The sequence below is a fragment of the Rheinheimera soli genome, from assembly GCF_031457405.1.
Taxonomy (GTDB): domain Bacteria; phylum Pseudomonadota; class Gammaproteobacteria; order Enterobacterales; family Alteromonadaceae; genus Pararheinheimera; species Pararheinheimera soli_A.
The window spans coordinates 1-19,795 of record NZ_JAVDWR010000017.1 but is presented as its reverse complement, the minus strand read 5'-3'; the positions used below and the strand labels follow the sequence as shown (position 1 = coordinate 19,795).

At 46.3% G+C, this 19,795-nt stretch carries 15 protein-coding genes; 7 read left to right on the top strand and 8 right to left on the bottom strand.

Annotation, left to right across the window (positions count from 1 at the left end; all coding sequences use genetic code 11):
* Together leuS and J2W69_RS17140 are read right to left on the bottom strand one after the other, a co-directional pair.
* The gene (leuS, locus tag J2W69_RS17145) at window positions 1-2,589 is read right to left on the bottom strand and encodes a leucine--tRNA ligase (protein WP_310280763.1); all 2,589 of its coding nucleotides are present in this window, start codon (window positions 2,587-2,589) and stop codon (window positions 1-3) included.
* 159 nt (window positions 2,590-2,748) lie between these two features.
* Window positions 2,749-3,918, bottom strand: a complete 1,170-nt coding sequence (locus tag J2W69_RS17140) for a serine hydrolase domain-containing protein (protein WP_310280760.1) — start codon at window positions 3,916-3,918, stop codon at window positions 2,749-2,751.
* Window positions 3,919-4,067: 149 nt separating this feature from the next.
* On the opposite strand from J2W69_RS17140, the gene J2W69_RS17135 reads away from it, so the two are divergent.
* The 3 genes from J2W69_RS17135 (at window position 4,068) to yjjG (ending at window position 7,743) form a co-directional block, all read left to right on the top strand.
* Entirely contained in the window at window positions 4,068-4,523 is a 456-nt protein-coding gene (locus tag J2W69_RS17135; RefSeq protein WP_310280758.1) for a zinc ribbon-containing protein, read from the top strand.
* Window positions 4,524-4,597: 74 nt separating this feature from the next.
* Window positions 4,598-6,988 carry a Lon protease family protein gene (locus tag J2W69_RS17130; RefSeq protein ID WP_310280756.1) on the top strand — a complete coding sequence of 797 codons (2,391 nt, stop codon included), beginning with the start codon at window positions 4,598-4,600 and terminating at the stop codon, window positions 6,986-6,988.
* A 71-nt stretch (window positions 6,989-7,059) separates the two neighbouring features.
* Window positions 7,060-7,743 (top strand): pyrimidine 5'-nucleotidase, encoded by a 684-nt coding sequence (gene yjjG / locus J2W69_RS17125; RefSeq protein WP_310280754.1) that lies wholly within the window; start codon window positions 7,060-7,062, stop codon window positions 7,741-7,743.
* A gap of 15 nt (window positions 7,744-7,758) precedes the next feature.
* On the opposite strand, the gene J2W69_RS17120 is transcribed toward yjjG, so the two are convergent.
* Both J2W69_RS17120 and J2W69_RS17115 read right to left on the bottom strand, forming a co-directional pair.
* Window positions 7,759-8,034, bottom strand: a complete 276-nt coding sequence (locus J2W69_RS17120) for a hypothetical protein (RefSeq protein ID WP_310280752.1) — start codon at window positions 8,032-8,034, stop codon at window positions 7,759-7,761.
* Between the two features lie 169 nt (window positions 8,035-8,203).
* Entirely contained in the window at window positions 8,204-10,114 is a 1,911-nt protein-coding gene (locus J2W69_RS17115) for a methyl-accepting chemotaxis protein (protein WP_310280749.1), read from the bottom strand.
* Between the two features lie 215 nt (window positions 10,115-10,329).
* On the opposite strand from J2W69_RS17115, the gene J2W69_RS17110 reads away from it, so the two are divergent.
* Entirely contained in the window at window positions 10,330-10,974 is a 645-nt protein-coding gene (locus J2W69_RS17110) for a DUF2959 domain-containing protein (RefSeq protein ID WP_310280748.1), read from the top strand.
* Here the strand turns inward: J2W69_RS17110 and J2W69_RS17105 are convergent.
* From J2W69_RS17105 to J2W69_RS17095, 3 genes are all read right to left on the bottom strand, one after another.
* The gene (locus J2W69_RS17105; RefSeq protein WP_310280746.1) at window positions 10,946-11,698 is read right to left on the bottom strand and encodes a substrate-binding periplasmic protein; all 753 of its coding nucleotides are present in this window, start codon (window positions 11,696-11,698) and stop codon (window positions 10,946-10,948) included. The genes J2W69_RS17110 and J2W69_RS17105 overlap by 29 nt on opposite strands.
* Window positions 11,699-11,763: 65 nt before the next feature.
* Window positions 11,764-12,240 carry a hypothetical protein gene (locus J2W69_RS17100; protein ID WP_310280744.1) on the bottom strand — a complete coding sequence of 159 codons (477 nt, stop codon included), beginning with the start codon at window positions 12,238-12,240 and terminating at the stop codon, window positions 11,764-11,766.
* A 148-nt stretch (window positions 12,241-12,388) separates the two neighbouring features.
* Window positions 12,389-13,663 carry a cyanophycinase gene (locus J2W69_RS17095; RefSeq protein WP_310280741.1) on the bottom strand — a complete coding sequence of 425 codons (1,275 nt, stop codon included), beginning with the start codon at window positions 13,661-13,663 and terminating at the stop codon, window positions 12,389-12,391.
* Between the two features lie 272 nt (window positions 13,664-13,935).
* Between J2W69_RS17095 and J2W69_RS17090 the strand changes: the two genes are divergently transcribed.
* Genes J2W69_RS17090 through J2W69_RS17080 form a run of 3 tightly spaced genes read left to right on the top strand, consistent with a single transcriptional unit; the run spans window position 13,936 to window position 16,581 of the window.
* Window positions 13,936-15,750 (top strand): glycoside hydrolase family 3 protein, encoded by a 1,815-nt coding sequence (locus J2W69_RS17090; RefSeq protein WP_310280739.1) that lies wholly within the window; start codon window positions 13,936-13,938, stop codon window positions 15,748-15,750.
* Between the two features lie 17 nt (window positions 15,751-15,767).
* Window positions 15,768-16,178, top strand: a complete 411-nt coding sequence (locus tag J2W69_RS17085) for an ACT domain-containing protein (protein WP_310280737.1) — start codon at window positions 15,768-15,770, stop codon at window positions 16,176-16,178.
* A 13-nt stretch (window positions 16,179-16,191) separates the two neighbouring features.
* Window positions 16,192-16,581, top strand: a complete 390-nt coding sequence (locus tag J2W69_RS17080) for a DoxX family protein (protein ID WP_310280736.1) — start codon at window positions 16,192-16,194, stop codon at window positions 16,579-16,581.
* 110 nt (window positions 16,582-16,691) lie between these two features.
* Here the strand turns inward: J2W69_RS17080 and J2W69_RS17075 are convergent, their stop codons facing one another.
* Window positions 16,692-19,616: a putative Ig domain-containing protein gene (locus J2W69_RS17075; protein WP_310280734.1), complete on the bottom strand. Its 2,925-nt coding sequence runs from the start codon at window positions 19,614-19,616 to the stop codon at window positions 16,692-16,694.
* Window positions 19,617-19,795 lie beyond the last annotated feature (179 nt).

Sequence of the window (19,795 nt, the reverse complement as noted above, 5' to 3'; positions counted from 1 at the left end):
TTATCCTACGGCTAAGCTCAGCAGTTTACCCGGCACATAAATCACTTTACGAATAGTGACACCTTCAAGGAAACGCTGCACATTTTCTTCAGCATGGGCCAGTTCCAGCACCTGTTGTTCAGTAGCATCAGCTGACACTGTCACTTTGGCGCGGACTTTACCGTTAATTTGCACCACCACCAGTTTTTCATCTTCGACCATAGCAGCGGCATCAGCCACCGGCCACGGGCTTTGTTCCAGTGCAACACTGAACCCTAATTCCTGCCACAGGTGCTGAGACAAGTGAGGCGTGATTGGGTTCAGTAACTGAATTAAAGTCTGAATACCTTCACGTTTCACTTGTTTGTCGGCGTCTGTCTCCACCGGGGCTTTTTGCACCTTATTCGCCAGCTCCATAATGGCAGCAATAGCGGTATTAAAGGTGTAACGACGGCCAATATCATCCGATACTTTGGCAATAGTTTTATGAATGTCGCGGCGTAAGGCTTTTTGGTCTGAGTTTAATTCCAGCGCCGTGGCAGCTGCGCCAAACAAGTCTTTGTGCTCAGAAGCTAAAGTCCAGATACGGCGTAAGAAACGGTTTGCACCTTCAACAGCTGAATCCTGCCATTCCAGAGTTTGCTCCGGTGGCGCGGTAAACATCATAAATAAACGCACTGTATCGGCACCGTACTGATCGATTACCAACTGAGGGTCAATACCGTTGTTTTTTGATTTGGACATTTTGCTCATGCCAGCCGACAACACAGGTAGGCCATCTGCTTTTAATACTGCAGCAGTAATACGGCCTTTGTCGTCACGTTCTGTGGCTACATCGGCAGGGGAGAACCATTCTTTGCCGCCGTTTTCAGTTTCACGGTAGAAGGTTTCTGCCAATACCATGCCCTGACACAATAAACGTTTAAAGGGTTCGTCACACTGGACTAAACCTACGTCACGTAACAGTTTGTGGAAGAAGCGGGCGTACAATAAATGCAGGATCGCATGTTCAATACCACCCACGTACTGATCAACAGGCAGCCAGTAGTTGGCTTTGGCCGGGTCCAGCATGGCTTTGTCATGATCCGGGCTGCAGTAACGGGCATAGTACCAGCTCGATTCCATAAAGGTGTCGAAGGTGTCGGTTTCATGGAAAGCGGCCTGGCCGTTGTAGGTGGTTTTTGCCCACTCCGGGTCGGCTTTGATAGGCGAAGTCACGCCGTTCATCACCACATCTTCTGGTAAACGCACCGGCAGCATATCTTCTGGTACTGGCACTTGAGTACCATCTTCCAGCGTCAGCATAGGTATAGGTGAACCCCAATAACGCTGACGGGATACACCCCAGTCACGTAAACGGTAATTCACTTTGACCTGACCAATACCCATGGCAGTTAATTTGTCGGCAATAGCTTTAAAAGCAGCGGCAAAATCTAAACCGTTAAATTCGGCAGAATTGACCAGCACACCTTTTTCTGTAAAGGCGGCAGTGGTTAAATCGCAAACTAAGGCGCTGCCAGCTTCAGGTTGCACTACTTGTTTAATCGCCAGGCCGTACTTGGTGGCAAACTCAAAGTCGCGCTGATCGTGACCAGGCACGGCCATTACTGCGCCTGAGCCGTAATGCATCAGGACAAAGTTAGCAACCCAGACCGGGACTTGTTCACCTGTTAAGGGGTGAATAGCAAATAAACCTGTTGGCGCGCCTTTTTTCTCCATGGTCGCCATATCGGCTTCGGCCATTTTGCCGCCTTTGCAGTCGTCAATAAAAGCTTGTAATTCAGGGTTATTCACAGCAGCTTGCTGGGCTAATGGATGCTGGGCAGCAACGGCAACGTAAGTCACACCATATAAGGTATCAGGGCGGGTGGTGTAGACCGACATGGTCTGGTCAGAATTAGCTACTTTAAACTCGATCTCAACGCCTTCTGAGCGGCCGATCCAGTTTTTCTGCATGGTTTTAACTTGCTCAGGCCAGTCGTCTAACTGATCTAAGTCTTGTAATAACTCTTCGGCGTAGTCGGTGATTTTAATAAACCACTGCGCCAGTTCACGCTGTTCTACCAAGGCGCCTGAACGCCAGCCGCGGCCGTCGATCACTTGCTCGTTCGCTAAAACGCACTGATCCACAGGGTCCCAGTTCACTGTCGCCATTTTTTTGAAGACTAAGCCTTTTTCAAACAACTTAGTGAAAAACCATTGTTCCCACTTGTAGTATTCAGGTTTACAGGTCGCCACTTCGCGGTCCCAGTCGTAACCAAAACCTAAGCGTTTCAGCTGGCCTTTCATATAGTCGATATTGGCGTAAGTCCATTTAGCTGGTGCTGTTTTATTGGCAATAGCAGCGTTTTCCGCTGGTAAACCAAAGGCGTCCCAACCCATAGGTTGCATCACGTTTTTGCCTTGCATGCGCTGAAAGCGGCTGATCACATCACCTATGGTGTAGTTACGCACATGGCCCATATGCAAACGGCCACTTGGGTACGGAAACATGGAGAGGCAGTAGAATTTTTCTTTCGAAGCATCTTCCACTACTTTAAAGGCCTTTGTTTGTTCCCATTCCTGTTGCAGTTGTTGTTCAATCAACTGCGGATTATATTGTTCGTGCATTAAAAACCTTCCAACGTGAAGTCAAAACCAGACCGATAAAACCGGCGGGAAAAATTGCCGCTAGCATACCGCAAGCGAGGGGGGCGCAACAACACTAAGGCTGCGGAATATCGCTATTACACAGCATAAAAAGCTCGCAGCAGAAAAATGGGGTGTCAGTTATTTACTTGCGTTGGATGGCAGGGACTTCAGCACTTTGCCCACCAGTTGATCCAACTCATCACCATTACCTATCCAGCGCGCGACCATCAGCAGATCGTTTTTTTTGTCGATGTAGATGATATTACGGCCAGCGCCCTGGAAGGTTACCGCCGTTTCAGGTGCGTTCGGCAACGCTTTACGGCCCGGGTTTAAAAACCAGTTGGCAAAGCCATATTCAGGGTTGGCTGAGCCGCCAGTGCTGGCCATTTTGATCCATTCTTTGCTGACGAGTTGCTTGTCCTGCCATTGACCGTCGCGTAAAAACAGATAACCAAAACGGGCTAAATCCCAGGCATTAATAAAGATACCGCCGCCCCAATGACCACCACCGGACACCGACTGCATTTTCTGACCATCCAGTTCAATCCAGCTATTGTCGTAACCATACCAGCGCCAGGTGGATGAGGCGCCTATAGGAGTCATAATCTGCTCATTCAGCACTTGGGGTAAAGGTTTACGCCAGACATACAAAGTGGATAACGCCAGCAGATTAATTCGCACATCATTGTATTTGTAATGGCTTCCTGGTGCGCGCAAAGGCCGTTTTGGCCAGTCGGATGGTGTTTTGCCTTCAGGTCTGTCGGCCCAGTCAGGTTTGCCCCATAAGGTTCCTTGCCAGTCACTGGTTTGGCGCAGCAAATGATCCCAGCGAATCTGGCTGTTGTGTTCACCCTGATATAAATCGACGCCGTGCGGCATGTAGGGGTTCACTTTATCCTGTAGGTTATGTATTAGTCCTTGTTGCCAGGCAAGACCTGTCACAGTCGTTAAAAAGGTTTTGGCGATGCTGTGGGTCATATCTACAGCCTGGGTATCGCCCCACTGCGCTATCACTGAACCCTTGTAAATAATGATGCCGTTGGCTGGGGCGCGGGTTTTCATTGGGCCAATAATCTGATCGTAGGGCTCTTTGGCACCAAAAGTGGTGGCCTGCACTATGGCCTGATCCCGGTCTGCTTTGTTTTCTGCAGCTATGGCGTAGTCGACTGCCTGCTGCAGCAAAGTTGCATTTACTTTTAATTCGGCGGCAGGTTTTTGTTGCCACTGCCCTGCAGGAGGAAAGTAGTGTGCAGTGCTGCAGGCACTGAATAACAAAGCAAAAGCGCTAAAAGCAAAATAAAATTTCATTCACAATCCCTTTTCAAGTTCTGTGTGCAGACTGAGCTTCAGAGCAAAAAGCCGCAATAGCCTTGCGACTAAAAAGCCTTGCAACAGGTTTAAAACACAGTGGCTTGTTTGCAGCCGACTATACTAAAGAAAAGTAGTAAGGAGGTTTTATGTCCGAATTTAAAGATAAATATCAGAAATGGCTCAATGAGTTAGCGGATATGTTCAACGAAGGGCGGCAGCAGCAACTGGATCATCTGGTCGAATTTGCCGACACAGTTAAAGCTTATGTCAAAGCGGGCAAAGAGCTGACAGCTTATGAAACACAACTCTTTATCGAAACCTTTAAACGTCAGGCCAGTGAAGCTGAACAGGCGCCATCACTCTGGCCTGAAACTTTGTGGTATGAGCTTTCGCTTATTACCGACAAAACTCAGATTGAGTGGCAGGAATTGATGCAGGATTTTGAACATCAGGGCACTTATCAACAAGGAGAAGAAGTGGGGATGGGTTTATACCAATGCCAACAGTGTCAGCAACAACAGGCCTTTTATCATCCGGCTGAATTAGGGGCTTGTGTGTATTGCGGCGGCACGCACTTTAGTCGCGAGGGTCTGCCTTTTTAAAACCTTCATTTTATTCAATGATTTGTTAAGATGACGTCATTGTAGTTTTCATCTTTCAACACTGAGCAGGTTGCATGACGCACAACAGCCATAAGTATGCTTTAACCGCCGAACATTTAGGCCCACAACTTGATAAAAACCTGATCCAGCAAGCTTTGGATGTGAGCGGTTTATCCAGTACTTTTATTGGCCAGGACAGAGCAAAGGCGGCTCTTAATTTTGCCATCGGCATGGATATGCCGGGTTATAACCTTTATGTGATGGGCGAGCCTGCTTTAGGCCGCTATACCTTAGTCCAGGATATTCTGCAGCAAGCTGCCAGCGAAAAAGCCACGCCGGACGACTGGTGTTATATCAATAACTTTGACGACGAGCGTATTCCGGGCACCTTACGTTTAGTGCCTGGCGAAGGCAAAGTGCTGGTGAAAAAGGTGGAAGCCTTAATAGACGAGCTGTTGGATACTTTCCCTGCCGCTTTTGATAACCCTGGTTATCAGCGCAAGAAAAAAGCCATTCATCAGGAATTTGATGATAAATACGAAGCCGCCATTGAGTTAGTGGAACGTAAAGCCTTAGAGCAGCAAGTGGTGTTGTATGAAGAAAACGGCGCAGTCAGCTTTTCGCCTGTGGTGGATGGCAAAGCGCTGGATGACAATGAATTTGCTAATTTATCTGAAGAAAAACGCCAGTTTTTTTACGATTTAGTCTCAGAGCTTGAAACCATTCTGAACGAACAGTTGCTGGAATTACCGCAGTGGAAACGTGAGCTGTCGGAAAACCTGCGGGCGCTGCGTCGTGAAACCATAGAACAAGCCATTAAACCTTTACTAAAGCAGTTAGAACACGACTATTCAGGTGAGTTGGGTGTATTACGTTATCTGCGTGAAATGAAACCCGCTTTGGTCAAAGCCATGCTGGAGCTGCTTCCGGAAGAAGCCGAAAGCGATAAGCTGGAAGAGCTGGATATTCGTGGCATTTTTGTCGGCGACTTTGTACCTAATGTCTTGATGCATCACGAGCTGATGGACGGCGCCCCTATTATTTTTGAGCCCAACCCAAGCTACGGCAATTTATTTGGCCGGGTGGAATACAGCTCAATGCAGGGCTCCTTGTACACCAATTACCGTATGATCCGCCCCGGCGCTTTGCATAAAGCCAATGGCGGTTATCTGGTGTTGGACGCCGATCGTTTATTGTCACAGCCAAGCTTGTGGGATGCGCTGAAACTGGCGCTGAAAACCGGCGAAATTCTGATTGATACTTTAAGCGATCATGCAGTGACTAACTCCACCATTATTACGCCAAAGGCGATACCGCTCAGCGTCAAAATTGTGCTGCTGGGTTCACGTGATTTGTATTATCTGGTGCAGGACGTCGACGACGAGTTTAACGAGCTGTTCAGGGTGTTAGCTGACTTTGAACACTATTTACCGTTTAACGAGCAGACAGTGCGTTATATGTCGCTGCAAATTCAGGATCAAATTCAGCAAATGGATATGGAAACTTTATCCGCTTGCGGTTTAAAGCAGTTGCTGAATTTCAGTTTCCGTCAGGCAGAACATCAGCGCAAACTCTCAGCCCGTTTTGCTGAAGTGCTGGAGCTGGTGCGCGAAGCTTGTTTTTACGCCGCTCAGCATGACTCGACTGAGCTGCGCGCTGAGCATGTGCAAATGGCACTGGAAGGCAAACAATACCGCACAGGCCGCATCAGCGAATCCTTTTTAGAAGATATTCAGGAAGGCCAGATTTTAATAGACACAGACGACTGGGCCGTTGGCAAAATTAACGGTTTAACAGTGCTGGAAATTGGCGACACCGCTTTTGGTACGCCAGCCCGTATCAGTACCACTGTATTTGCCGGCTCCACCGGTGTGGTCGATATTGAGCGCGAAGTAGAGCTGGGTAAATCCATTCATTCCAAAGGCGTAATGCTTTTGACAGGGTATTTAGGCGCTAAATACGCTCAGCATTTTCCGCTGACCTTGTCGGCCAATATAGCGATGGAGCAATCCTACGGTTTAATAGATGGTGATAGTGCATCCTTGGCTGAAGTTTGTGCACTGATTTCAGGCATAGCCGATATTCCTATTACCCAAAGTCTGGCGGTCACTGGTTCTATTAACCAGCATGGTCAGGTGCAGGCGATAGGTGGCGTGAACGAAAAAATTGAAGGTTTCTTCCGCTTGTGCCAGTCCCGGGGTTTAACTGGTAAACAAGGTTGTATTATTCCTGCCAGCAACCAGTTGAATCTGGTGCTGAATGATGAAGTGATCAAAGCGGTAGAGCAGGGCCAGTTCCATATTTATGTGGTCAAAGGTGTGGATGAAGCACTGGAACTGTTGATGGATATGCCGGCCGGTGAGCGTAACAGCAAAGGCCAGTATCCAAAACGTACCATCAACTATCTGGCACTGCGCCGCCTGGAAGAGATAGCAGAGATAGTTAACGGTTCATCTGACAGTTAAGCTTCAGGCTCAGAGCTATCAGCTCTGAGCCACAAATACGAAGTTTTTTTACACATATTAAGAGTACTTAAGTGAAAGCTTTTTCCTGGATTTTATTCGACGCCGACGAAACCTTATTTCATTTTGATGCTTATGCCGGTTTACAGCTGATGTTTAAAGGTTATGGAGTTGATTTTACGCTTGAGCATTATCAAGTCTATCAGGCATTAAATCAGCCACTCTGGCTGCAATATCAAAGCGCAGAAATCAGTGCAAAACAGCTGCAGGAACAGCGTTTTAGCTATTGGGGGCAGCAGCTTAATGTTGCGCCTTCTGTGCTCAACTCAGGTTTTTTGCAGGCGATGGCAGAGGTCTGTACGCCTTTGCCCGGCGCTGTCAGTTTGCTCAATGCACTGCAAGGTAAAGCCAAATTAGGCATTATCACCAACGGTTTTACCGACCTTCAGCAAATTCGCTTAGAGCGCACAGGCTTACATAACCACTTTGATATTCTGGTGATTTCTGAGCAAGTGGGCGCTGCTAAACCTCATCCGCAGATATTTACGCATGCCAAAGAACTAATGGGGTTACCTGATCCAGCCAGCGTGCTGATGGTCGGTGATAACCCTATAGCTGATATTGGCGGTGGTAAACAGGCAGGTTTTTATACCTGCTGGTTAAACCGCTTTGATGCAACTTTACCAGCAGGTATTACAGCGGATCTGGAAGTGCAGTCTCTGGAACAACTGGAAACTGCACTCAGCACCTTTCTCTGATGAAAATATGACAGCTCAGAACATGGAGTTCAATTTACCGCTGAACCATAAAGCGGCGACAAAAGCCGGTGTTGCCACTAGCTGAACCGCCCATAAGCCGATTTTTTGTGCCTTGCTCAGCGGGCCAAAACGATGGATCAGAGTAAAGAGACTCGCCATCGCCATCAGATAACAAAGCAGCGGCATAAACCAGCCGGAACTATAACTACAGGCCGCATTAAAGGCGGCAGCAGCTGTAATAGTGATAGCCAGGTGAAGCTGAATTGAAGTGGAAACTGTTGTAGATTTCATCGATATGTCCTTTGTTTTGTGTTGCAATAACCAGCGTTATTACAAAGACACGACGACATTTAAAACTGTGACAAAATTTTAGAAAATAACTTAACCTGATTAGATCAAAGACTGCCATGGTCATTAAAAGCAGAGCGGAGTTTTAGTTCCGCTCTGTCTGCTGAGTGATTTAGCAGGAGAAACGGCTGGCGAGTTGATTAAGTTGTTGAGCCAGTGTTAACAAGCCTTGGGAGGCTTGTTGCATCTGCTCAGCGCTGCTGACGTTCGCCTTATTCACGCTGTTCATCAGGGATAATTGACTGCTGACGTCAGCTGTCACCATAGCTTGTTGCTCTGTGGCTGCGGCAATTTGCAGGCTCATACTTTCCAGACTTTGAATTTGGCCGGCGATAGCGCTCAGGCTGTGGCTGACCTGCTGACTGAGTTCAACTCCTTGCTGAGCTTTTGCATCAGCCTTAGTGACAGCTGTTACCGCCGCTGAAGTGCTGGAAAGCAGACTGCTGATCACATCCTGTATTTCTGTCGTAGAACGTTGGGTGCGTGCCGCCAGATTACGAACTTCATCTGCAACCACGGCAAAACCACGGCCTTGTTCACCCGCTCTGGCTGCCTCTATGGCCGCATTCAGTGCTAATAAATTGGTTTGTTCGGCCACATTACGGATCACATCGAGAATTTGGCTGATGCTATCGGCTTTTTCTGCCAGCAACTTGATCACGGTTTCCACTTGAGTGACTTCAGCAGACAAACTGCTGATATGAGCACTGGCCTGATCAACACAGGATTTACTCTTTGAGCCTAACTGACTGACATTGCTGGTGCTATCGGCAGCCAGAGCTGAATTCTGCGCTATGTCGGCCACAGTTGCTTCCATTTGGTCCATCGCTTGCTGCACATTGTTATAGGATGCCAGCTGTTGTTGATTTTGCTCCAGACTCAGCGAAGATTGTTCTGATAAGGCTTTTGCCTGGGCATTAAGAGTGATGCTGCTCTGATGAATATCGCTGATTAAATTAGCAATTTTGCTGATGAATTGGTTAAAGCCATCTGTCAGTTGTTGCAGTTCAGCACCTTTTTGCTGTTCAATTCTGACCGATAAATTCGCTTCCCCCTGACCCATACGCGCAAAAAGTTCACCTAATTGCTGAATAGGGCGGCTAATGCTGTTACTGAGCAGTATAGATATAAAAGCAAAAACCAGGGTCACCAGAAATGCCGTTACCCAACTGGTTTGTTTGATCTGATCCAACACAGAGAAGACTTCATTTTCTGGGACCTGAGCCACTAAATACCAGTCCATACTTGGTACATAAACGGAGGCCAGCACCAGTTTCTGCTCTTTCACCGTTGCAGAAAGCACTTGAATACCTTGTGGTTTTAGCAGGGCACTGAGATCGACTTCAGGTAAAACAGCGGATAATGCAGTACCAATACTTTGCTCTGGATGCAATTGGATCTGACCCTGAGGGTTCACCAGATAAACAAAACCTGTCTGTTCGATTTTGTACTGACTGATCATGGTCACCATTTCAGTCAGCGGCTTGGCGATGCCAGACAAACCTCTGCCATCCAGCTGCTGATAGTTGACAAAAATCTGGTAACCCACTTCCGGACTGTTGAAGACTGAAACCTGACTGGCTTTGCCACTGTCTTTAAATGCAAAAAACCAGCTGTCCTCCTGCTGATTTAACCTGCGTAAAAAGCCAGCTTCGTTCCAGTAATCTCCCAGTTCTCTGTTGCAAAAAGACGCCGCCTGCAAAGCATGGCGTTGCTTTATATTTTCCAGTTCAGCGACCAGCAATTGTTCACGCGCCGGATCTCTGTTGCTGTCCAAAAAGTCATGAAACTGGGGCGACGTTGCTAATTGCTGTGCAATACGGCTCAGATGGTCAATTTCGGTTTCTATACTGGTTTTAATCTGTTGCAGACTTTTTGGCAGTTCGCTGTTGAGCATTCTGTCGGTTAATACCGTCTGAGTCATAGACTGGCTGATCAGACTGATCAGCACACTGGCAATCAGCACTGCACTACTTAAACTGAGTAACAACTTGTGTCTGATAGACAAATGGTTAAATTGCATAACTTCCTCTATTTAACCTGAAATGGGGAATAAAAGCCGGAAAAGGCTGACATTTTCTGAGTACAGCCTGTCAATTTTGCCTGTGCTGTGTGTATTTTTTGTGAATGGTAGCCTGAGTTAAAACAAGACTCAAATAGTGTTTGGGTTTCGAGCCAGATGATTTCAGAGCCTTAAGCTAGTACTATGGTTTTTTATACAGAATTCCGGAGTACAGAATGCGACAATTAAGTGGTTTACTGCTGCTTGTTTTATGTCTGACAGGCTGCCAACAAGCCTATTACGCCACCATGGAAAAGTTTGGTGTGGAGAAACGTGAAATTCTGGTCGATAGGGTCAAAGACGCCCGCGATGCGCAGGTGGAAGGGCAGCAGCAGTTTAAAGACGCGCTGGACGAACTCAGTCAGTTGCTGAAATTTCATGGTGGTGATTTACAGCAGAAATACGAAGCGCTGGATGCTGAATACAGGCAGAGTGTCAAAGCTGCTGAACGGGTCAGTTCCCGCATCAACAAAGTGGAGTCTGTGGCTGATGCGTTATTCAACGAGTGGCGTGATGAGCTGGAGCAATACCAGAGCGCCAGTTTAAAAGCTCAAAGCAAACAAAAGCTGGTGAGCACGGAAAAACAATTTAGTCAGTTGCTGAAAAAAATGCGTTCTGCTGAAAAGAAAATGCAGCCTGTGCTTAAAATCATGCATGACAATGTATTGTTTTTAAAACATAACTTAAATGCCAAAGCTATTGGTTCTATTCAGACTGATTTTGCCGGTTTACAGCAGGATGTCAGCAGTTTGATCAGTGAAATGAACAAGGCAATAGCAGATTCGAATAAGTTTATTGCTCAGATGCAGTCTGATTCTTAAGCTGGATTTTCAGCAACAGGTTCAGCTGTTCTACACAAGCTTCAGGCACTGTTTTTTTACTCAACATCAAATGAATACTGCTGTGATGTAACAGAAAAGGCAATAATCTGAGCTCTGACAGTTCTTTGTGCTGCCGGATATGATAATGGGCCACATTGTGGTCCACTATCGAATAATGAGCCCGGCCTTGAGCCACCATTTGTAAACGCCTGAATTCTTCCGCTACATGAAACAACCGGCCTTGGCCTTCGTTTTGTTTAAAGTGTTCAAATTCATCACCATAGTAGCCTGCTGTATTGACAGCACCAGACCAGCGTTTAGCTGCAAGTTGATAAAAGTCGGATCTGGTTTTTAGTTCAGGATGTTGCGCTATTAAGTCGGTACTTAGCACTGCAGTAATGTTTTCTTCCCGATAAGGCAGTGAAAAATAGGCGTAACCGGCACGTTCTTTTGTGTAAGAAGCGGCAAACACCAAATCCAGTTCGCCCTGTTTGAGTTGTTGCAGGGCTCGTTGTTCTGACATTCTGACCAGTTGCAAAGCGCTGCCCAGTGTGTGAACCAGGCTTCGCACCAACTCAATATCTGAACCCGTGACTGTTTCATCCGTCAGTTGGACATAAGGTAACCAGTTATTGTTGTAAGCCATACGCAGCTGCAATGGACATGGCATAGCAGCAGACACTGTAAAGAAAAATAAAACACAGCACAGCAACAGAACCTTCATCTGCCTGACTCCAGACTTCAGCCAATGCTCTGACTATAGTCAAAAATGGAGCAGACGCCTTGAGTTTAAGGGGGGCTGACAGCAGGTATTACAGGGGCAGGTTTTAATAGCTCCAACTGGGCTTTGGCTTGTTGCTCTTCATCTTTTTGTTTAATGCGTACCAGCGAAGCATAAAACTGCGCCGCAGTAAAAGAGTGGGTGGACTGGATTAAATCGCTGACGTCAGCTGTGCTTTGTTGCAGCATCTGGCGGAAAATCTCCAGATGGCCATTTTTCTGTAACAAAGGCGCAAGGTTGGTTTCTTCAGCACCATCCCGGATGGTGTAGTACTTCAGTAATAACTCTGCTCTGGTGGCCAGACTTAGTGTTGGCGCATCGACAACTGAAGTTGAACTGGCCGCTAGCGTATTTTGTTCTGCTTCGATCGGGATTTGTTCTGATGCAACTTCAGTTTGAGTCAAGGAGTTAAATAAAAAAGCGGAGACAATCAAACCACTAAACAGCCCCCAGAAATAGCTTAACAATGGTGTGGGTTTATACATAACAACCTGCCCGACTACGGCTTAACAACAAAAGACTGCGGCGATTATAACTGGGTAAGCTGCAACCAAGGCAACCTTTTATAGGTTTTTTCCTGCGGTTAAACGAGAAAAAAGCCGGATCTCTGCCGATCTCCGGCTTTTTATACCCTTACAAGTCAGCTTGTGGTGTTAAATCAATTTGCATCCGGCCTGGTACTATATCTAAACGGACCTGATGGGCGCTGCTATTGTCCTTTAAACCATCCAGATATTGCCAGTACCCTCTGGTTTTTTCATCTTTGCTGAAGGTTAAACCAAACACCAGACCATTGCCCTGATGCAGGTAACTAATGGCTTTGCTGGCCGCTTTATTGTCGGTCAGTTCAAAAGTAATAAAGTCTTTCAGGCGGGTATTGGCACTAAAAACCCCGGACATCACAGGCTGTGGATTGTGGCCGTACTCAGCGCCTGTAGTGGTCACTTTGTCCGGATGAGGTAACAGCTGCTGGCTTTGAACATCGTATTTATCGCCACCTTGCAGATAACTTAAGCGGATATTTTCCATTTGAAAACCCAGCGGGTTCGTCACTTTTTTAGCCTGACGTAAATCAATCACAGTGACACCGCCTGAACCTAAGGCCTGAAATTGCCGGGTTTTGGCCTGGTAAAATAAAGCGGAGTCTTCATCCACACCATAACCTATAGCAGAACCAGACTTTTGTTCTGCCACTGCGACAATCAAACGCCCAAAGCGGGCTCTGCGGTCAAAGTGTTGATCAATCACCCCCTCAGGGAAAAAACCTAAGCCGCAGCGTAATTGCTGGGGCTCATCCGCGGCTTCGTCGACTTGTGTGTCAGGCTCTGCAATGGTTCTGGCTAAAGCTGTCCAGGACGAACCTGAGGCAATCATAGTTTCACTCATTACTGCAGCGCCTGCACTGGTGCCTCCGATAATACCGCCGCGCTGATAGACCTGCCAAACCGCATCAAGTACAGGGCTGTTTTTCCCTTTTGCTCTTAAGGTATCAACCAGATGATTTTGGTCGCCACCTAAAAACCAGACGGCTGTGGCTTGTTGCACTTGTGCCGCCAGTTTTGGGTTTGCAGCATTATTACGCCATAAAGATTCATCTTCTGTGGTGCTTTTGTCATCTTTTACCGCTATGGGCACAAGTTGCACTTGCTGCTCAGGCACGCCATATAAGGCTAAATCCTGCTGGAATTGACGAAAGTATTTCACCGGTTGACTGCTGGCCGCAGGGATCACCACTATTCTGGCTTTATCTGCTCCGCCAGCACTTTGAATAAACTGTTGGTATACCGCCTGGTTGGAACTGGCTAAAGCTCCACCTACTATCATCAGTTCGCCCGCAGGCTGAGTTTTTGCGTATAAAAAGGGGCTGCCAAGGCTCAGACTAAGAGCCAGCAGGTAGGTTTTTTTCATCAGGTTCAGACTCCATTTTTGCTTTATTGATTTTGATCTATGTGCTTCATCTGTTGCCACATCCGGCATCTTTGGCCAGGTTTTTTATTGATCTTTGAATGACAACAGCCCGAGCATAACAAAAGCCGGCAGGCTCTCAAAGCGCTGAACGAGGATAAACACAGCTTCTGCGCTTAAAGAATGAACAAACAAAAACCATTACAACTGATGCGGTTACAGAGCTTGTGTTGCCCTGATATAGTGCTCTGATAAACTCAGAATGTGGTGGCAAGATGAAACAATATGCACTGCTGCTGGCTGTAGCGGCGTTAAATGCGGGAGGTTGTGTGGCACAAACATCAATGGATCAGCAGGAATTACGCCGTCAGATTGGGCAAAAGCTGATGATCGATTTACGGCATTTTTGTACTCAAGGTTTATCAGCACAATGCAAAACCGATTTGACGGAGTTACCCAAAGAATTTGCCGAAGCTATACAGCAGCTGCATTTAGGCGGGGTGATCTTATTCGCCAATAACTTAAAAGATAAAAACCAAATTCGCCGTTTAACTGCTGATTTGCAAGCGGCCAGCAGCGATGGTTTACCGCTGCTGATAGGTATTGATCAGGAAGGCGGTCGTGTGGCTCGTCTACCGACTCACGAGTTTCCTGCCTTTGCCGGTAATATGGCCATTGGTGCCACTTTGGCTAGGTCTGGCAACAGCTACGCTAAGGATGTTGGCCGATCTATAGCGCAGCAATTAAGCTCGCTTGGTATTAACTTAAATTTCGCTCCCAGCCTGGATGTGAATAATAATCCGGCTAACCCTGTGATTAATGCCCGCTCCTTTGGCGATAACCCTGTCGCTGTAGCAGCGGCTGGTGGCGCTATGCTGGATGCCATGCAACAGGCGGGCGTCTTAGGCACCATTAAACATTTTCCTGGACATGGTGACACTCATGTTGATAGCCACACAGGTTTACCTTTAGTGGAACATGACAAAGCCACGGTAGAAGCTGTTGATTTATATCCATTTCGCCAACTGATTAAACAGCATCAGCCTGCCATGGTGATGACGGCTCATATTCAGTATCCGGCTTTGGATAACAGCCGTCTGATCAGCAAATCCGGTGAGGCTCTGATTAAGCCTGCTACTTTATCCCGTGCCATTCTGACCGGCTTGTTACGTGACGACATGGGCTTTGATGGCATTATCATCACAGATGCACTGAATATGGCTGGCATCAGTCAGTTTTTTACGCCAGCAGAAGCTGTGATCCACACTTTTGCTGCTGGTGCTGATATAGCGCTGATGCCTTATGAAATGAAAACTCCTGCTGATATGACAGCTTTGGCAAAACTGATTGATCAAGTGGTGCTGGCTGTACAGCAAGGCCAGCTGGACAGCGCTGAAATAGCACAATCGGCCAGGCGTATTACCAGATTGCGTCAGCAGCTCAAAGCCAGCCCGGCTCAAAAGCTGTTACCTGACGCCAGACGTTTAGAAAAGGATCTGCAACTGGAGAGGGAACTGGCAGAGGCAAGCCTGACTCTGGTGGGCACTAATAAATTACAGTTACCCTTAAATCTGGCCGCTTTAAAACTACACCTGATTGCCCCTGATCAAACCAAATGCCAAAGCTGGTTACAGGCGTTAAGCGGCTGGGGGATAAAGCCAAAGTCTGTCAGCTGCAGCGATTTAACCTCTTTTGATCAAAAGCTGGCAATACAGCAAATAGCTCAGGCTGATCTGGTGTTAGGTTCACTGATTTCGCCAGCCCAAAGCGCAGCTGAGCTGGGAGTATTAGCCGACTTGCAAGCTTTACCTGCGATGAAATTAACGGTGACAGAACAAAAGACCTTGTTAATGCAGCTCTTGCAGCAAGCTAAAGCTTCAGGCAAAAAAACTGTGATGGTGTCTTTGCGTACCCCTTACGAGCTGACTGATTTTGCCAACAGTGCTGACTTACGACTGGCGACTTATAGCTACAACCAAAAACCTCAAACCGCAGAGCGACCATTTTCAGGGCCAGCTTATGATGCGGTGATTGGATTTTTAGTTGGAAAGGCCAAAGCGCAAGGCCAGTTACCTGTAGTACTCAAATAACTAAGTGGAGAGCATCAATGACAAAGGCTATTCAAGCTCTGGACCAGTTGCTGAACACTATGCAGCCAGTACTGGAGCCAGAAGTCTATGTGTATTGTATCTGGCCTTTGGATAAAAGCTGGCTTGGGCCTTTGCCTTTAGCCAGCTTCAAAGAAAAAGAAGGTCTGACCTTAGTGCTGACCGAACAACAAGCGGCAGAGTATCAACTGGATATTTTATTCAGGGCGCGTTGGATCAGCCTGACAGTACATTCTGATTTAGAAGCTATTGGTTTAACTGCAGCTTTTGCCACGGCATTAGCTGATACCGGTTTAAGTTGTAATGTATTTGCCGGCGCTTTTCATGATCATATTCTGGTGCCTGTGCATCAGGCAGAGGCCGCAATGCTGGTGTTACAGCATTTACAACAAAAATCAGCAAAGCAGTAAGAAGGGAGATTTTATGTCACTACAACAGATTTTTGGCTGGGGTACCTTACGACTGGCTGTCGCAGGAATAATAGGAGCACACGGTTGGCACAGAGCTTTAACTGGTGGTGTAGAACCTTTTGGTCAGTGGCTGGATAATCAGGGCTGGCCTATGGGGGTATTAATAGCAGTCGCCATCACTGCTTTTGAAATTATTGGCACTTTATTTCTGGCCTTAAACCGTTATGTCACTCTGGTCTGTCTGGGGTATGTTGGCATCTACGCCACTGGTATTGCCATTTTGCACGCCAAAGTCGGCTGGTTTGTTGTAGGGCCTGGCCGCAACGGTGCAGAATTCAGTGCCTTGCTGATACTGGTGTTGTTGTCTGTAGCAGTACATCACTGGCCGTCACGCAGAGCATAAGATTCTGTGGCTGGTCAGTGTTTAATTCTTGCTTTGAATAAAAGCTGATTTGCACAACCATAGTGGATAAAAAAAGGGGCTCAACTGAGCCCCTTATGATTAAAAAACAATTAAGCTTTTCTGAAACGACGACCTAACACTAAAGCAATTAAAGCAAAGACCGAAATCCAGCCTGAGCTGCCACCAGAGCTTTTAGGTTGTTGAGTTGCTACAAAGTTTAATGTTGCTTGTGAGGTGGCGCCCGCACTGTCTGTCGCAGTGATCAGCGCGCTGAAGGAACCTGCTGTAGTCACTTTGCCAGAAATGGTGCTGCCGGACAGAGTTAAGCCTGCAGGTAAGTTCATTGCACTGAAACTGATGCTTTGTCCTTCTGCATCCGTGAATAGGCTGGCCAGATTAATGGACACCGTCTCCTCAGTGAACATGGTCAGACTGCCAGAACCTGATAATACAGGAGCAGCGTTAACATTTAATGGCAAGGTATGGCTACTGATTGCCCCTTTGTTATCTTTTACCACTACGTTTAACTGATGAGCTTGTCCTGTGGTGATAGTGCCGCTGACAATGCCTTTCGCCGTCACCGTCAGAGCTGCGGTAGACGTGATTTCATAGCTTAATACAGAACCTTCAGGGTCGACAAAAAACTCATTTAAATCCAGTAAAAAGGCTTGGTTTTGGTTCAGTGCAGGTGCTATCCATTCCTGGCTTAATACTGGCGCTTTATTGCCATTAAACGTCAGGGTGATATCTGAATACAGACCTGTATTGTCTGTTGCTCTGACTGTGATTGTGCTGGCAGATAAAGCACTACCGTCATAACTCAGAGTCCCTTGTTCTGACAGCGTTATTCCAGTGACTGCATTGACCAGACTGAATACTACTGTATTACCTGCATCTGCATCTGATACTAAGCCTGCCAGTTCTGTGCTGTAACTTACCCCTTCGTGCAACGCTATTGCGGCAGGTGTAGTGGTTAAATCCGGAGCCCTGTTGACCATAAATTGTATAAAACCAGCCGGAGACTCAGAATTTTGCAGATAAAGATAAGGACCAAACATAAAGGCATTTCGTAAATACCAGGAGTCATCAACAGTAATATCATTGATGACTTCTGGAATACCTGAAGTTTTATCAAATTGCAGTATTTCTATAGCATCTGAATTGTATTGATTTAATGCAAAATTCTTATCAATGTAAAACAGCGGGTTAGAGTTAATGTTGCTCAGTGACAACAAGGTAAATTTAGAGTCTATCTGTTGGAAAACATAAAGCGTTGAGCCAGACTTGACATGTAGCTGCTGTCCTGCCGCTACGACTTGTGTTGAACCCCAGCCTGAGGATGGCATTTCGAACACTTCTTTTTGCTTTAATCTGTTGTTTTCAACACTTAGTTCATGAATAGCATTGTAACCATTGTTATAGATGTAAAGCTTGCCGTTGAATTCAGCGCTCGAAGTCAGTTCTGGAATTGCCGTGACGTTATTTACACCTGCTACCGCTGTATCTAAATAAGACAAAGTGTTATCCAAAACCTGAAACAGATGCAGTTTGGAATTAGCCCGTACCAGTAAATGAGAACCTAACATGCGCATGCTGTCGCTATAGTTAAAGCTGTTTGCTTCAGGTACCAGTTTGTTTAAGTCAATTTCTTTAATCAAAGTTAAACGCTCAGTTGCCGTATCAAAGCTCAGCAAACGCGCCTTATTACCTTTTGCGGTTATTATGGTTGTATCGCTAAGTTTGGCGATAGTACCTTGACCGTTTCCATCTTCCGGCATCATTGCAAAGGCGGAATAGGTCCTCACTATACTGAGTTTACCTGCACTGTCTGCTTTGTATAACTCACTATACTGTGAGGATGATCTTAGTAAGTAGTTGCCAGCCAACTGGATTTGCTGGCCTAATGCAGGGTCATGTTGTACCCATGCAAGGCCTTGTGCTCCGCGTTGCAATGAGGTTCGCGGTGCATTAAATCCCTGACTGTAATAATGAAGACCTTCATTATGCAGAGTCAGCAGATTACCGCCCAATTGCGCTATGCTTGGGTAGTATTGGTTAGACAAATTTTCTTTGCCAGTAATTGTTGTACCAGTTAAAGACAAAGCATGAATTTCACTATTATAGGATGCAAAGAGTTTATTGGCAGACAATACAAGCTTGCGTGGGTAACTATTAGGTAAATTAAAACCACTGTTATTGGTAATTTGCTGTAACACCCCATTATCCTGAACATGGAACTGATAGGTTGTGCCTGTAGCAATAAATAAGTTTCCTGAATCACTGGAATAGGCAACATTATCCTGCCCCAGAGAACCTGAAGGCAGCTCAATGGTTGAAATCAAACTAAATTGATTGAATGCATCGCCTTTATAAGTTTTTACTTCATGTCTGTAGGAGCTGTATGAAAAACTGCCGACAATCAGCAGGTTTTTGCTTTCGTCGTACACCGCAAAATTCATATTATTAGGCTGGCGGACTAAATCTTTTGACGTAAAACGGTTAGCACTGGCATTAAAACTATTTAAAACCAAGTTATACCCGGATTGACTGTATTCAGAGCTGATATAGCTGTTGCCTTCAGAACCGTAATTGTACCTGTAATTGTTGCTACTGCTATGGGTTGCCAGTTTGCTCAGGCTACCGTCAGGTGCGACAGAGAAAGCGTTGACTTCATTGTAATCCCGAATAAAAAGCACAGACGCGTCTGAGTTAAAACGTAAAACAGAACCTGAATCCAGATCTAATTCTTTAAAGGTATAATCTTTCAGCAATGTGTACTGGCCGTCAGTAAAACGTACCAGGCTGAAACCTGTGTTGTTAGAAGCCGCTATCAGATTGTGACCTGTCACTATAGTTGAGGCCAGGTGAACAAAGCTTTCTTGTTGCAAGGCTTTGTTGGACAACACTAAAGGTTGTGGGCTTTCTGCCTGCAATGAACTGTTTGGAATTTGTTCGTACAGTGGGATTTCAAGGGCGGACAAGGGGGTCGATAAAAGCACGGCAATAGCGCATGCCATAGATTTAACACGAAACATCAATACAGTTCCTTGTAGTTTGTATAATTGAGGGGTTAAAGGTCGGAAATCATACATTCAGACAGAATATAAAATCAAATTTTTGGAGTATGTAAAATTTTCTGTGTAAGTGGCTGTTTATCATAGTGATACACGATCACCGTACATGATGATGAACTGATTCATCGCCGGTTTCCAGT

What these genes read in the sequence shown, in the direction of transcription:
- leuS (WP_310280763.1), bottom strand. Translation starts at nt 2,589, where the DNA reads ATGCACGAACAATATAATCCGCAGTTGATTGAACAACAACTGCAACAG.
- J2W69_RS17140 (WP_310280760.1), bottom strand. Translation starts at nt 3,918, where the DNA reads ATGAAATTTTATTTTGCTTTTAGCGCTTTTGCTTTGTTATTCAGTGCC.
- J2W69_RS17135 (WP_310280758.1), top strand. Translation starts at nt 4,068, where the DNA reads ATGTCCGAATTTAAAGATAAATATCAGAAATGGCTCAATGAGTTAGCG.
- J2W69_RS17130 (WP_310280756.1), top strand. Translation starts at nt 4,598, where the DNA reads ATGACGCACAACAGCCATAAGTATGCTTTAACCGCCGAACATTTAGGC.
- J2W69_RS17120 (WP_310280752.1), bottom strand. Translation starts at nt 8,034, where the DNA reads ATGAAATCTACAACAGTTTCCACTTCAATTCAGCTTCACCTGGCTATC.
- J2W69_RS17115 (WP_310280749.1), bottom strand. Translation starts at nt 10,114, where the DNA reads ATGCAATTTAACCATTTGTCTATCAGACACAAGTTGTTACTCAGTTTA.
- J2W69_RS17110 (WP_310280748.1), top strand. Translation starts at nt 10,330, where the DNA reads ATGCGACAATTAAGTGGTTTACTGCTGCTTGTTTTATGTCTGACAGGC.
- J2W69_RS17105 (WP_310280746.1), bottom strand. Translation starts at nt 11,698, where the DNA reads ATGAAGGTTCTGTTGCTGTGCTGTGTTTTATTTTTCTTTACAGTGTCT.
- J2W69_RS17100 (WP_310280744.1), bottom strand. Translation starts at nt 12,240, where the DNA reads ATGTATAAACCCACACCATTGTTAAGCTATTTCTGGGGGCTGTTTAGT.
- J2W69_RS17095 (WP_310280741.1), bottom strand. Translation starts at nt 13,663, where the DNA reads ATGAAAAAAACCTACCTGCTGGCTCTTAGTCTGAGCCTTGGCAGCCCC.
- J2W69_RS17090 (WP_310280739.1), top strand. Translation starts at nt 13,936, where the DNA reads ATGAAACAATATGCACTGCTGCTGGCTGTAGCGGCGTTAAATGCGGGA.
- J2W69_RS17085 (WP_310280737.1), top strand. Translation starts at nt 15,768, where the DNA reads ATGACAAAGGCTATTCAAGCTCTGGACCAGTTGCTGAACACTATGCAG.
- J2W69_RS17080 (WP_310280736.1), top strand. Translation starts at nt 16,192, where the DNA reads ATGTCACTACAACAGATTTTTGGCTGGGGTACCTTACGACTGGCTGTC.
- J2W69_RS17075 (WP_310280734.1), bottom strand. Translation starts at nt 19,616, where the DNA reads ATGTTTCGTGTTAAATCTATGGCATGCGCTATTGCCGTGCTTTTATCG.